General features: G+C 55.0%; 13 protein-coding genes. 3 read left to right on the forward strand and 10 right to left on the reverse strand.

The features are described from left to right. Nucleotides 1-142 precede the first annotated feature (142 nt). Nucleotides 143-2,392 (forward strand): catalase HPII, encoded by a 2,250-nt coding sequence (katE, locus tag ACVCAM_RS10075; RefSeq protein ID WP_025911682.1) that lies wholly within the window; start codon nucleotides 143-145, stop codon nucleotides 2,390-2,392. 93 nt (nucleotides 2,393-2,485) lie between these two features. On the opposite strand, the gene chbG is transcribed toward katE, so the two are convergent. The 7 genes from chbG to osmE all read right to left on the reverse strand — a co-directional run bounded on the left by chbG (nucleotide 2,486) and on the right by osmE (nucleotide 8,335). Next, complete coding sequence (gene chbG / locus ACVCAM_RS10080; protein WP_025911684.1) at nucleotides 2,486-3,235, reverse strand: chitin disaccharide deacetylase; 750 nt, start codon at nucleotides 3,233-3,235, stop codon at nucleotides 2,486-2,488. A gap of 14 nt (nucleotides 3,236-3,249) precedes the next feature. Next, on the reverse strand, nucleotides 3,250-4,602 hold the full coding sequence (locus tag ACVCAM_RS10085) for a 6-phospho-beta-glucosidase (protein WP_407223267.1): 1,353 nt from the start codon (nucleotides 4,600-4,602) through the stop codon (nucleotides 3,250-3,252). A gap of 109 nt (nucleotides 4,603-4,711) precedes the next feature. Beyond that, the gene (gene chbR / locus ACVCAM_RS10090) at nucleotides 4,712-5,530 is read right to left on the reverse strand and encodes a transcriptional regulator ChbR (protein WP_008500673.1); all 819 of its coding nucleotides are present in this window, start codon (nucleotides 5,528-5,530) and stop codon (nucleotides 4,712-4,714) included. Nucleotides 5,531-5,559: 29 nt separating this feature from the next. Then, nucleotides 5,560-5,907, reverse strand: a complete 348-nt coding sequence (gene chbA, locus ACVCAM_RS10095) for a PTS N,N'-diacetylchitobiose transporter subunit IIA (RefSeq protein ID WP_008500674.1) — start codon at nucleotides 5,905-5,907, stop codon at nucleotides 5,560-5,562. A gap of 46 nt (nucleotides 5,908-5,953) precedes the next feature. Beyond that, nucleotides 5,954-7,312: a PTS N,N'-diacetylchitobiose transporter subunit IIC gene (gene chbC, locus ACVCAM_RS10100; protein ID WP_447093583.1), complete on the reverse strand. Its 1,359-nt coding sequence runs from the start codon at nucleotides 7,310-7,312 to the stop codon at nucleotides 5,954-5,956. 79 nt (nucleotides 7,313-7,391) lie between these two features. Further along, nucleotides 7,392-7,709 carry a PTS N,N'-diacetylchitobiose transporter subunit IIB gene (gene chbB / locus ACVCAM_RS10105; RefSeq protein ID WP_008500676.1) on the reverse strand — a complete coding sequence of 106 codons (318 nt, stop codon included), beginning with the start codon at nucleotides 7,707-7,709 and terminating at the stop codon, nucleotides 7,392-7,394. Nucleotides 7,710-7,993: 284 nt separating this feature from the next. Further along, nucleotides 7,994-8,335, reverse strand: coding sequence for an osmotically-inducible lipoprotein OsmE (gene osmE, locus ACVCAM_RS10110; protein WP_447093584.1), 342 nt, complete (start codon nucleotides 8,333-8,335; stop codon nucleotides 7,994-7,996). A 221-nt stretch (nucleotides 8,336-8,556) separates the two neighbouring features. On the opposite strand from osmE, the gene nadE reads away from it, so the two are divergent. Both nadE and cho read left to right on the forward strand, forming a co-directional pair. Next, complete coding sequence (nadE, locus tag ACVCAM_RS10115) at nucleotides 8,557-9,381, forward strand: ammonia-dependent NAD(+) synthetase (protein WP_021241071.1); 825 nt, start codon at nucleotides 8,557-8,559, stop codon at nucleotides 9,379-9,381. A gap of 103 nt (nucleotides 9,382-9,484) precedes the next feature. Beyond that, nucleotides 9,485-10,375 (forward strand): excinuclease Cho, encoded by an 891-nt coding sequence (cho, locus tag ACVCAM_RS10120; protein WP_447093588.1) that lies wholly within the window; start codon nucleotides 9,485-9,487, stop codon nucleotides 10,373-10,375. Here the strand turns inward: cho and ves are convergent. The 3 genes from ves to astE form a co-directional block, all read right to left on the reverse strand. Further along, nucleotides 10,353-10,910, reverse strand: coding sequence for an environmental stress-induced protein Ves (gene ves / locus ACVCAM_RS10125; protein WP_021241069.1), 558 nt, complete (start codon nucleotides 10,908-10,910; stop codon nucleotides 10,353-10,355). The two genes, cho and ves, sit on opposite strands and share 23 nt — an antisense overlap. 296 nt (nucleotides 10,911-11,206) lie before the next feature. Beyond that, nucleotides 11,207-11,701 (reverse strand): ATP-independent periplasmic protein-refolding chaperone Spy, encoded by a 495-nt coding sequence (gene spy, locus ACVCAM_RS10130; protein ID WP_023292681.1) that lies wholly within the window; start codon nucleotides 11,699-11,701, stop codon nucleotides 11,207-11,209. 338 nt (nucleotides 11,702-12,039) lie between these two features. Continuing rightward, on the reverse strand, nucleotides 12,040-13,005 hold the full coding sequence (gene astE, locus ACVCAM_RS10135; protein WP_447093585.1) for a succinylglutamate desuccinylase: 966 nt from the start codon (nucleotides 13,003-13,005) through the stop codon (nucleotides 12,040-12,042). Nucleotides 13,006-13,008: the final 3 nt, after the last annotated feature.

Raw genomic sequence — 13,008 nt, forward strand, 5'->3', positions numbered from 1 at the left:
CTGCCTTCCGTCGCGCTCCGAGTGGGTGAGATGGCTCCTTTCGTTAATGATGGCATGTGAAAACTCTTAGTTCGCGAGCCATTTCACGACATTGTTCTATCCTTAATAGGGTTTTTAGCAATGGATAAAGGAGAAGCGTGCAATGTCGAACAAAGATAAAACACATCAATCACCGATTCATGGCACTGAAGAATCTCAACCGGGCATGGACTCTCTCGCCCCTTCTGACGGCTCTCACCGCCCCTCCCCGGGCCCTTCCGCACCAGGCGAACAGCCTACCGCACCGGGAAGCATGAAATCCCCGGATACGGGAAACGATAAGCTGAAATCGCTTGAGCCACACCGTAAAGGCGGCGAAGGTTTTGCGCTCACCACCAATCAGGGCGTGCGCATTGCTGACGATCAGAACTCACTTCGCGCAGGCTCGCGCGGGCCAACCCTGCTGGAAGACTTCATTCTGCGGGAAAAAATCACCCATTTTGACCACGAGCGGATACCGGAACGCATCGTCCACGCACGCGGTTCCGCTGCGCACGGCTACTTTCAGCCCTACAAGAGCCTGAAGGCGATCACCAAAGCGGATTTCCTCTCCGACCCGGACAAGATAACGCCGGTGTTTGTGCGTTTCTCCACCGTACAGGGCGGTGCGGGCTCGGCGGATACGGTGCGTGATATCCGCGGCTTTGCCACAAAGTTTTATACCGAAGAGGGTATTTTCGATCTGGTCGGCAATAACACGCCGGTGTTTTTCATTCAGGACGCGCATAAATTTCCTGACTTTGTCCATGCGGTAAAACCGGAGCCCCACTGGGCCATACCGCAGGGACAAAGTGCGCACGACACCTTCTGGGACTATGTCTCCCTGCAGCCTGAAACCTTACACAACGTGATGTGGGCGATGTCAGACCGCGGGATCCCCCGCAGCTACCGCACCATGGAGGGGTTTGGCATCCATACCTTCCGGATGATCAACGCCGAGGGGAAAGCCACGTTTGTCCGTTTCCACTGGAAGCCGGTGGCGGGTAAAGCCTCGCTCGTGTGGGACGAGGCGCAGAAGCTGACCGGGCGCGATCCGGACTTCCATCGCCGCGAGCTCTGGGAATCCATTGAAGCGGGCGACTTCCCGGAATACGAGCTGGGCCTGCAGCTCATCCCGGAAGAGGACGAATTTAAGTTCGATTTCGACCTTCTGGACCCGACGAAGCTGATCCCGGAAGAGCTGGTACCGGTGCAGCTGGTGGGTAAAATGGTGCTCAACCGCAACCCGGATAACTTCTTTGCCGAAAACGAGCAGGCCGCGTTCCACCCGGGGCATATCGTGCCGGGGCTGGACTTCACCAACGATCCGCTCCTGCAGGGACGCCTGTTCTCCTATACCGATACGCAGATTAGCCGTCTGGGCGGGCCGAACTTCCACGAAATTCCGATTAACCGCCCAACCTGCCCGTACCACAACTTCCAGCGCGACGGGATGCACCGTCAGGATATTGATACCAACCCGGCGAACTATGAGCCGAACTCCATCAACGATAACTGGCCGCGTGAAACGCCTCCCGGACCGAAACGCGGTGGATTCGAATCCTATCAGGAGCGTATCGATGGCAATAAAATTCGCGAGCGCAGCCCCTCGTTCGGCGAGTATTACGCCCACCCTCGCCTGTTCTGGAACAGCCAGACGCCGATTGAGCAACAGCACATCATCGGCGGCTTCAGCTTTGAGCTGAGTAAAGTGGTGCGCACCTACATCCGCGAGCGCGTGGTCGATCAGCTGGCGCATATTGATGTTCAGCTTGCCCAGAGCGTCGCGGACAACCTGGGCATTACGCTGACCGACGAGCAGCGTAACCTCGCTCCGCCGAAAGAGGTTAACGGCGTGAAGAAAGATCCGTCGCTTAGCCTGTATGCGGTGCCGGGCGGCTCGATTAAAGGCCGCGTGGTTGCCATTCTGCTGAACGACAAAACCCGCGCCAGCGACGTGCTGGGGATCATGCAGGCGCTAAAAACCCAGGGCGTGCATGCCAAACTGCTCTATTCCCGCATGGGTGAACTGACGGCCGACGATGGTTCTGTGCTGCCGGTCGCGGCGACCTTTGCCGGTGCGCCATCGCTCACCGTCGATGCGGTGATTGTGCCGGGCGGAGATCTTGCCAGTCTGCTGACCAACGGCGACGCCGTCTATTATCTGCTGGAAGCCTATAAGCACCTGAAACCGATCGCGCTGTCCGGCGATGCGCGACAGTTTAAAGCGCAGCTGAAGGTGGCCGATCAGGGTGAGGACGGCATTGTCGAGGGCGATAACGTTGACGATGCCTTCATGACGAAGCTGTTTGATTTGCTCGCCGCGCACCGCGTCTGGTCGCGAAGCAGCAAGGTCGATCAGATTCCGGCGTAAAAAAAGCCCGGTGGCGGCTTCGCCTTACCGGGCCTACAAGAGTTAGCAGGTCGTTCGTAGGCCGGGTAAGGCGAAGCCGCCACCCGGCAACTCTTACAGCTCCCTGAATGTCCCCAACCGATATCCGCGCTCGGCAATCGCGTATTTCAGCGAGGCCGACGTCAGCACGTCCAGCTCCGCCAGCCGCGGCCAACAGTAGGCACTTTTACGCACGGTGTTATCGACAAAGGCAGGATGCGCCATCACTTCTACCGACGTTTCACCGCGGGCAGCGGAATCATCCAGCACCTTCAGGAACAGCGCTTCGCTGATCTCTTCTCCGTAAAACGCGCTGCTGAACCCCTCAGTGGACGTAACAGCGCAGTCCGGCAATCCGTGCACATTGCGATCCACGCGCATCGCCACGCCTTTGCGCTGTGCAAACCCGGCGACAAGCGGGAAAATCGCCGGGATCATATGCACGTGGTGATGGCTGTCGATGTGCGTCGGCGCCTGACCAAACACATCAACGAAGCGGTTGAACTGACAGTCCAGCTCGCGGGCAATCTCTTCAAGCGGCAGAGCACCCTGCTCCGCCCGTTCCCAAATCCATTTACCCAGCTGGCCGTCGCGCGTCAGGCCCGGCATTGGCGAAAGCGGCATCCCGAGCGTCAGCACAAAATGCATGCCGACGCCCAGCTCTGGCACCTCGCGGCTCAGCTGCGCCGCGTGTTCAACCGCCTCAGCGTTAACCAGCGCCGTTGTAGAGGTCACAACCCCCCGGCGACAGGCTTCAATAATGCCGTAGTTCTGGCCTTTCGAGAGGCCAAAATCATCAGCATTAACGATCAGCAGGTTTTCCATTGTGCGTCCTCTTATTACTGTTGGAACTTCAGCTTCTCGATCGTGGCGGCAAAGTTCGGCAACCACTTTTCATGCGCCAGGATCATCTCGCTGGCCAGCTGCTCCGCGTCGCGGTCAGAATGCACCAGCGGGCTGAGGTTCAGGGCCAGCAGCACGTCATTGAGCTCACCGCTCAGCGCCGCGTTGCTTGCCGCCACTTCAAAGCCTTTGATGGTGTGGATCAGCCCCATGACCTTGTCATCGAAGTGGGTGATGCGTGGATGCGGTTTAGCGCCCTCGCGCCCCAGGATGCAGGTCATTTCGACGGCCCAGTCAGCCGGAATATTGTCGACATGGCCGTGGTGCGGCACGTTGACATAGTGCTCCGCCTGCTTGTCGTTGTAGATGGCGTTGATCACTTCACACGCCGCATCGGAGTAATAGGCCCCGCCGCGCTGCTCCAGCTCTTTCGGTTTGACGTTCAGGTTCGGGTCTTTATACAAATCGAACAGCTGCTTTTCGACCTTCTGAACGATCTGCGCGCGCGCGCCGCCCTTATAATACTCGCCCATTTCGATGGCCAGCATCTCTTTCTGCTTGAAGTAGTAAAGCAGGTACGAGCAAGGCAGCAGATTCAGCGAGCGGATCAGCCCTTCGCTGAACGGCAGGTCAAAGATGTTTTTCACCGATGCCGCCGTCAGACGACCGGAGGCTACGCCGTCGAGGAGCTCGGCAAAGCGCGATTCCCCGTTCACGATGACATCTTTAATAAACACCATGTGGTTCAGGCCGAACAGATCGATGGAGAGATCGTCGTTGTCGGTCAGCGCCAGCACGTCGCGGATGAACATCTTCATGCCGATCGGAATATTACAGACGCCGATAAAGCGTTTGAAGTTCGTATGACGATAGACCGCCTCGGTCACCATACCGGCCGGGTTGGTGAAGTTAATGACCCACGCGTTCGGGCAGATCTCCTGCACGTCTTTGACGATGTCGAAAATCACCGGGATAGTGCGCAGTCCTTTAAACAGGCCGCCCGCGCCGTTGGTCTCCTGCCCCAGATACCCGTGGCTCAGGGGAATACGCTCGTCCAGCTCACGCGCTTTCAGCTGGCCGACGCGCAGCTGGGTGATGACGAAATCCGCATCTTTCAGCGCCAGACGACGATCGAGGGTTTTATGCACGGTCAGAGGCACGCCCGCTTTTTCCACCATGCGCTTGCACAGGTCGAAAATAATATTCAGCTTCTCCTGACCTTCCTCAACGTCCACCAGCCATAATTCGCTGACCGGTAATTCATGATAACGTTTCAGGAAACCTTCGAGTAATTCCGGGGTATAGCTGCTGCCGCCACCAATGGTTACGACTTTTAATTTCTTCTGCATAATATCTCCCTTAGCGTATCAGGTTAATCGCCTGCAAGGTATAGCGTGCTCTTCCCGCTATTTGGGCAAGCCATTAAAGCAATATTCGTGGCGGGTAATCCGCCGACAGTTAATTAATTACCGTCAAATTTTTCCGGTAACTGTTCGGTGTGAATGACGTCAATTTCTTAAAGGTTTTAATAAACAGGCTGGGGCTGCTGTATCCTGACTCGTATGCAATATCGGTGACAGAATAGTTGGTAATTTCCAGCTGTTTTTTAGCAAAATTAATGCGGATTTCATTAATAATTTGCACGGGCGTTTTACGGTAATAACGCTGCGTCGCGCGGGTCAGATATTCCTGGGATTTGCCCGACAGGGAGACCATATTTTCCAGCGCATTTTCGCTGAACTGGCTTTTATCGTGCATCAGCTCAACGGTGCTGCGCAGCCATTGCGGAATATCATCCGTCACCTGCTGCTCTTCACGATGATGGCGTAGCCGGTTCATCACGTAGAAGGTCACCGTTTCAATAAACTCATCAAATTCATTGTCGCGGAAGTTAAGCGAGGCGATAACCGTTTCAATCCAGGTCATGAACTCGTTTTTGACGCGATAAACCTGAGAGGCCACAAAGCAGAACGGCACCAGCGGCAGATAGTGCTTCTCGAAGAAACGTCTGCTGACGCCCACATTCAGAATGCGGGTGGCACCAAATTCGTAAAAGCTCTGGTGATAAGATCCCATCGGCAGGAAGACAAAATCCCCTCGTTCAAGCAGAACGCGCTTACCGTTGATCTCCTGGTAGTAGCGGCCGGTCAGAACAATCGTGAACTCGTAGTAGTCATGCTGATGCAGACCGCTGGCGCTCTCCGTTTTGTTGTAGATAACCACGTGAAAATTTTTGCCATTAAACAGCTGCTGTTCAAGTGCGGTTTTAATTTCCATCGTGCTGACCTCCTGCTACTCAGTCTGACTTACTGCATCTTCTCGTGAAGCTCAATGAGCTCCGCCACCAGCTCGCGTGCCAGCATCGAGGTCATCAGGTGATCCTGCGCGTGGACCAGCACCAGGCTGACCTTCATCTTCCCTTCGCCCTGATCGCTTTCAATCAGCTTCGTCTGTACCAGGTGCGCTTCGTTCAGCGCCGTGCGGGACTGTTCCATCATGGTTTTCGCCGCGGCAAAATCCCCCTGCTTGGCCTGCTTCAGCGCGGCGTAGGCCAGGCTGCGGGCCTGCCCGGAGTTGATGATAAGCCCCATCACCACTTCTTCGAGATCGTTCTCGACGGCGTCGTCTGCGACAATATTATCCAAATCTAACATCTTTAAGCTCCTTGTGGCTGGCGCGGGTCTCCCCGCGCCGTCAATCTTAGAATTTCAGTGAGAGGGCGATATCCTCTTCGCTCTCTTCTTCATCAATGATGGTGGCGGCTTTGTTCGCAATCGCCACGAACGGCATGTACAGCAGGGTGGCAATTCCGAGGTTAAATATCGCCAGCAGGAAGGCTGCGACGCTGCCGTTGGTGTTGAAGAAGGCGCCCAGACCCGCTGGCATGGTCCACGGTACAATGTTGGTGACCGGTGGAATGATGCCCATGTAATACGCCGTCAGGGTGATAGCGGCCAGCAGCGGCTGAACCAGGATGAACGGAATGAACATGACCGGGTTCATGATGATTGGCAGACCGAACAGAATCGGTTCGTTAATCTGGAAGATGCCTGATGGCAGCGCCAGCTTCGCGACCTGACGGTAGTCTGCGCGACGAGAGACAATAAAGACCGCGATGATCAGACCCAAGGTTGCCCCGGTACCGCCCAGGAAGATATAGGAGTCAAGCATCGGCTTCGCCCACACATGGAAAGTTTTACCCGCTGCCAGCGCCGCATCAACGGAGCCGTACTGCTGATAAAGTGCAACGTTTTCCAGTGCCCACGGGGTCATAATTCCGCTGTCCAGCGCGGCCAGTGCCAGTGAACCATGCACGCCAAAGAACCACAGCAGAGAGGTGAAAATCACGTACGCCCAACCGACCACGCCACCCATCGACGCCAGCGGCGTAGAGATAGAGTCCATGATGATCTGGTGGAAGTTTGTGCCCCAGTGGGAGAGCGCCCAGGCGATAATCCCCATGATAGAGAGAATAATGAAGCCTGGAATCAACGCGGAAAATGAACGGGAAACGGAGGCCGGTACGCTATCCGGCAGGCGGATCACCCAGTTGCGACGGATAATAAAGGTGAACATCTCTGCCACCACCAGGCCGATAACAATACCGGAGATGATGTTAGCCCCACCCAGCCAGTTGGCGCCCACAGCATAGGCTTCACCGACGCTGTACGGGGTCACTGTCATAAAGGCGGCGACGGATAATAACCCGGCAGCCAGTGGGTCCACCTTACGCTCTTCTGCCAGCGCCATCCCAATAAAGAAAGGCGCCATCAGCGACATAATCCCCAACGTACCGTTATAGACGTTGCCGCCGATGGCTTTAAAACCATTAAGGGTTTCAATTGTGGAAGCGTCTAACCGAATTCCTAATGAATAAAAGAAGGAACCTTCACCAAAGCTCAGAAAAACGTTGTTAATTAAAACGAACATGGCCCCGGCCAGCGTCAACGGCATTAATTTAATAAAGCCGTTTTTGATGGCATTAACGTGAGGCTGCTTTCCTATTTTAACAGCAAAAGGAAGGAGTACCTTTTCAAGTGAAGCGATGACTTTACTCATAGGAAAATACCCTTAAATGCCGTAACGCATGTTACGGCGTATTGTGTGTGAAATAACTCTTTGACGGGAAAAATAAAAATTAATTAGCAGCTTTTTTAATCGCTGCCACAGCAGCTTTAAGAACACCTAAACCATCAATCTTGCCGTACAGCCCCGAGTCGATCACTTCGACCGGTTTATTGGGTAACAGTCGTTGAATTTCGGGCAACATATAGGCAATTTGCGGTCCCAGTAAAACAACATCGGCTGTCTGACCTTTTTCGCCCGCCAGCGTTTCCGGGAACGCTTCGATCACCACAGGGACTTCATACTTTTCAGCCTGCGCACGCATCTTTGACACCAGAAGCGAGGTTGACATGCCCGCTGAGCAGAACAGGTAGATATGTTTCTTTTCCATCGTAATTTCCCTCTTGTATGACTACCTGCCGTCGCGTTCTCACTCGACTCGCTGTCCCGGCAGACAGGTAGTTTGCGTACTGTTGTTTATCGTTGGAGTGAGTATACGCAATGGTACAGACAGGGGATAATTCTGAACAGACTCAAATTGTCTCTCATTGACCTGGCTTGTTGACTACCCTCACATTTCGGGCAAATAATTCGCGAAAAGAAATAAGATTTTCCGATGCATAAAAAAACCGGCCTCAGGGCCGGTTTGTTAACATCCTCAGGCAAGCAAGGTGACTACGCCTTAGGTGCCTGCGGGTCAGTGTCGTATTCAGCACAGGTCTGATAGCCGGAGTTGATCACATGACCGGTATCATCCAGGGCGACAAAGTAGGTTTCTGCCTTACCATCACGTTGACCCAGGATATAGGTCTGGCAGGTCCCTTTCGCATGAATCATGGTGACTTCAGAAGAAGGTTTACCGGCAATCGAAGCGACCTGAGAACGGGTCATCCCCTTTTTAACGTCTTTTACTACGGGCTGCGTAAACTGATCCTTGGTGCGATCGTAAGCCGTACACCCTGCCAGCATAGTCAGTACCGCCGCTGCGCTAAGAATTCCTGCTACGTTCTTGTTCATATTCCGTCCTCTTGTTTATCAGCGTGTTATCTAAGCATGGGATAAAAAGTACTATTGTTCAACTTTGTGCGTTACGCCAGACGAATTTCGGAAAATTCTAATAAAACAACGATAACCTGCTAAAACGGCGTAAATTAGCGCACTCGAAACTGTGATCCTTGTCGTTTTACGTCCAAAGGGTTAGTTTTAACAGTTAACACATTCTGTTTATGGAGAGCGTGATGACTCTGCAACAAGAGATTATCCAGGCGCTGGGCGCGAAGCCTGCGGTAGATGCAAATGAAGAGATCCGCCGCAGCGTGGATTTTTTAAAAGCGTATTTAAAGAAGAACTCTTTCCTGAAATCTCTGGTGCTGGGCATCAGCGGCGGCCAGGATTCAACGCTGACCGGTAAGCTCTGCCAGATGGCAATTTCAGAGCTGCGCGAGGAGACGGGCGATGAGACGCTGCAGTTTATCGCTGTGCGCCTTCCTTACGGCGTACAGGCAGACGAGCAGGATTGCCAGGATGCCATTGCCTTCATTCAGCCTGACCGCGTGCTGACCGTGAATATTAAAGGCTCGGTGCTGGCAAGCGAGCAGGCGTTACGCGAGGCGGGCATTGAGTTAAGCGATTTCGTTCGCGGCAATGAAAAGGCACGCGAGCGTATGAAAGCGCAGTACAGCATCGCCGGGATGACCAAAGGCGTCGTGGTCGGCACCGACCATGCGGCCGAAGCGATCACCGGCTTCTTCACCAAGTACGGCGACGGCGGCACCGACATTAACCCGATCTTCCGCCTGAACAAGCGTCAGGGCAAGCAGCTGCTTGCCGCGCTGGGCTGTCCTGAGCATCTGTATAAGAAAGCGCCGACGGCCGATCTGGAGGACGATCGCCCTTCCCTGCCGGATGAAGCGGCTCTTGGCGTCACCTACGACAACATTGATGATTATCTGGAAGGCAAAAAGCTGGATGAGAGTACCGCGAAGATCATCGAAGGCTGGTATCTGAAAACCGAGCACAAGCGTCGCCCACCGATAACGGTGTTTGACGACTTCTGGAAATAAACGCAAAACGGTAACCCCGTTTTGTAGGCCGGGTAAGGCGTCGCCGCCACCCGGCTCTTTTTTAACCAAACCCTCTCTGCTACACTGTATGCCTGAACAGTATATGGAGCAGTATGTGAGCAGGCGTCAATCCGCCCCGCGTCTTGAGTTTGAAGCGGCGGCTATCTACGAATACCCCGAGCACCTTCGCCCCTGGCTTGAGGCACTGCCTAAACAGCCGGGCGTGTACATCTTTCACGGCGAAAGCGACACGCTGCCGCTTTACATCGGCAAGAGCGTTAACATTCGCAGTCGGGTGTTATCCCATCTGCGTACCCCGGACGAGGCCGCCATGCTGCGCCAGTCGCGACGCATTACCTGGTTCCAGACGGCGGGAGAAATGGGCGCGCTGTTGCTGGAAGCGCGTTTGATTAAAGAGCAGCAGCCGCTGTTCAACAAGCGCCTGCGCCGCAACCATCAGCTCTGCTCCCTGCAGATCAACGAAGGCAAGCCGCAGGTCGTCTACGCGCGGGACGTCGATTTTTCTCATGCCCCGAATCTCTATGGGCTGTTCGCTAATAAAAGAGCCGCACTTCAGGCGCTGCAGACGCTGGCGGACGAACTCCAGCTTTGCTACAGCCTTTTGGGCCTTGAGGCGACCACGCGCGGACGCGCCTGTTTCCGATCCGCGCTGAAGCGCTGTGCCGGTGCCTGCTGTGGGAAAGAGAGCGTTGAGGCGCACCACGCCCGGCTCCTCGCCGGTCTGGCGGCCATCAGCGTGAAGTGCTGGCCCTGGGAAAGCGCCGTTGCGCTAAAAGAAGTGGGTGACGCGATGACCCAATATCACATCGTCAATAACTGGCTCTGGCTGGGCGCTGTCGACGATATCAACGACGCGGCAACCCTGCTGCGCACGCCCGCCGGATTTGACCACGATGGCTACAAAATTCTCTGTAAACCTGTCCTGGCCGGTAAGTTTGAGATCATTGAGCTCAATGGCCTGGCAGCCACGTGATTTCGCTGAACAATAAGGTACCCTGAGCCTCCAGCAGACGCAGCGTATGGGTACCCTCCTCCCAGCTGGCGCCCTGATCGGCCGTCAGCAATTTATCACCCAGCTGCCACGCCCCGCTTAACACAAACACCACGCCCCCGCGTGTGCCAAAGGTGGTAAAGGTACGGTCAGCCACGCGCACCTTCGCCCGGCAGCAGTCGCGACGGGTCATGATGTTGAAGTCCATCGCCATCCGCCCATCGGACAGCAGCGCTTTCACCGGCAGGTCGCCGGCAAAGCTATAGGGCTGATGGTGCTTCAGGGTATGGAAGAACGCCTGACCGGCATCCAGCGTCACCTCCCCGCCTTCCAGCAAGGTAATCACCCGATCGACGCCGGGGAAAGAGGAGAATTCGCCGTTGCTGGCGATAGTCGCGATACTGGCACGCCAGTGAAAATCACGCGTCGCGGGAGGGAAACAACAAATCTCACGCGTTTCACCCGCACCATTGCGCCAGAGGCTGACCGGCATCTTACGGATATCAAAGAACTCCATCACCACTCCTGAATGGCACAACCCGTGCCAGGGCAAGGATATTGCTATCGTTGCTGTCTTGTTTGTTATCGTTAGGTATTCACAACACAGTATCGGCAGCAGAGCGGGCAGGCCTTAGCGGAACGTTAATAAAAATTCTAACGCCATGACTCTACAAACATTCTCTGATGCGACTACAGGAGCATACCGCGCTGGCGGCGGCAGACAAGAGGGCAGGAAAGAAAAACCGCCGGTCCTGTCCACAGCGATTGCGCTTTTGTGGACAGGATCCCGGCGGTCTTAAGAGAGTGAACCGATTATTCGGTTGGTGCTGGCATTTTACCTTCCATCGCCGGACGTTCTGTCAGACGCTTCTCAAAATTCGCATTAAATTGTTTTTTCTGTTCCGGGGTCAGAATGTTGTAGATCTTGTTCTGGGTTTCCAGGTGAGCCAGCATACGGGCTTTGTGCTGCTCGGCCATTTTGTCGATCTGCGCTTCGGCTTTCGCCTTGTCGAAGCTGTCGCTGGCGATGATGTCATGCATGGCACGACGCTCTTCCAGCGGCGGACGCTTCATCTGCTCACGTTCGCTCTTCCGGATATCGCGGATCTGCTGTTTCTGCGCATCCGTCAGGTTGAGATCCTTAAACATCATCATCTCGTTGTGCATACCCGGGCCTTTATGATGCATCATCATTTTGCCTTCAGCAGGCGCGGCAGCGGTGGTGGTCGCAGTATCTGCGGCGAACGCCATGCTGGTAGCGCCCAGAGCCAGGGTAGAAGCAACAAACAGTGCAGTAAACTTACGCATAATTTATTTCCTTTCTTTCAGTTATTCTTCGGCGCTATGCCGTGTTGACGAGATTAACTTTACGGGGTTTATCGTCAATTAGTCAGAGCAACGGTAAAACAATGAAAGTGTAAAAAACAAATTTTCGCCAAATATGGAGGAAATAAGGATAAAGCGTGGAGAGTTGCAACCAAAAATATTCAATGCGATGATTTTAAAGCGATTTAGCAAAAGTATAACGGAGTGAAGGTGAATAATAAAGCAATTCACCAGGAATATTCTGCAAAACACGTTCACGCGCTTTAATTGCTAAGAAAAGGTATTTAACTTCCCCTCCCGGATGATGAGAGGGGAAAGGTTCAGGATATTTTTTCCAGCATCAGCCCGGCGCGCAGGCCAAACGCGACGGTTGGGTTAGGGAATAAAACATACTCGGTGGTTTTCTGCACCTCGTAACGTTCCTCCCCGTCCTCGGCCAGCAGCGCCCCTTTGCGGAACGGGGTGAAGTTGAAGGTGTGTGCGGCCATGTGGAGCAGGAAGGCATCGCTGCGGCGCGTGATCTGCTGTACGACCCGGTAACGCTCAACGGTCTGATGCGTAGGCTCGGGAGCCGACCCGCCCAGCAGCGCCCGCAGGGCGAGATGCGTTGGCGCAAAGCGGGTGAGATCGTTTTGCCCAAACGGCAGCGCTTTCCCCAGCTCCAGCGTACAGGACAACGCACCAAAGTGCTCACAGGTGAAGTGCGTAAAGGTTCCGCCCGGCGACTGGTGAAACACCAGCGCCTCCAGCCCGGCATCTCCCAGCCAGCTCAGGAAATCTTCCTCCCACGGCTGATTGCGCTGCGGCAGCACGCCGAAGCGGACATGGTAGGACGCGCGGATGGCCGTATGCAGATCCAGATGCCAGCGCACGGGACCCGCAGCGGCAAAGAACGCGGTCACCACGTTCTCCAGCCACGCCGCCCGCGCCGTTTCGTCACTCTGCGGAAACTGCGACCAGCGCCCGCCGAACATGCGGTTAATGTCGCTCACCAGATACCGTTTATTTTGCGCCAGCGCAGGGGGATTGCCGAGCACCACCAGCACGCGGCACTTCAGGGCAATTTCATTGCGATTCAGCGCGCGCAGCAGCAGATCGACAATCTCAACGGGCGCCGTTTCATTCCCGTGAATGCCCGTTGAAAGCAGCAGCGAGAGATCGCTCTTTGCGGTCGGCGTCAGCTCAAGCACCCCGCGCCCCAGCCACCGCCAGCGAAATGAGGGGCCATCCCCCTCTTTCTGTTCCGGCGTTTCATCGGCCAGGGTCAGCGCCAGTAAATTTTCCATACC

The sequence above is a fragment of the Enterobacter sp. CFEC122 genome, assembly GCF_052983755.1.

Excerpts from the sequence above, each read along its gene's own strand:
- cho (WP_447093588.1), top strand. The coding sequence starts at position 9,485 with ATGGAGCAGTATGTGAGCAGGCGTCAATCCGCCCCGCGTCTTGAGTTT.
- chbA (WP_008500674.1), bottom strand. The coding sequence starts at position 5,907 with ATGTTAGATTTGGATAATATTGTCGCAGACGACGCCGTCGAGAACGAT.
- osmE (WP_447093584.1), bottom strand. The coding sequence starts at position 8,335 with ATGAACAAGAACGTAGCAGGAATTCTTAGCGCAGCGGCGGTACTGACT.
- astE (WP_447093585.1), bottom strand. The coding sequence starts at position 13,005 with ATGGAAAATTTACTGGCGCTGACCCTGGCCGATGAAACGCCGGAACAG.
- chbB (WP_008500676.1), bottom strand. The coding sequence starts at position 7,709 with ATGGAAAAGAAACATATCTACCTGTTCTGCTCAGCGGGCATGTCAACC.
- katE (WP_025911682.1), top strand. The coding sequence starts at position 143 with ATGTCGAACAAAGATAAAACACATCAATCACCGATTCATGGCACTGAA.
- chbG (WP_025911684.1), bottom strand. The coding sequence starts at position 3,235 with ATGGAAAACCTGCTGATCGTTAATGCTGATGATTTTGGCCTCTCGAAA.
- ves (WP_021241069.1), bottom strand. The coding sequence starts at position 10,910 with ATGGAGTTCTTTGATATCCGTAAGATGCCGGTCAGCCTCTGGCGCAAT.
- chbC (WP_447093583.1), bottom strand. The coding sequence starts at position 7,312 with ATGAGTAAAGTCATCGCTTCACTTGAAAAGGTACTCCTTCCTTTTGCT.
- chbR (WP_008500673.1), bottom strand. The coding sequence starts at position 5,530 with ATGGAAATTAAAACCGCACTTGAACAGCAGCTGTTTAATGGCAAAAAT.
- ACVCAM_RS10085 (WP_407223267.1), bottom strand. The coding sequence starts at position 4,602 with ATGCAGAAGAAATTAAAAGTCGTAACCATTGGTGGCGGCAGCAGCTAT.
- nadE (WP_021241071.1), top strand. The coding sequence starts at position 8,557 with ATGACTCTGCAACAAGAGATTATCCAGGCGCTGGGCGCGAAGCCTGCG.
- spy (WP_023292681.1), bottom strand. The coding sequence starts at position 11,701 with ATGCGTAAGTTTACTGCACTGTTTGTTGCTTCTACCCTGGCTCTGGGC.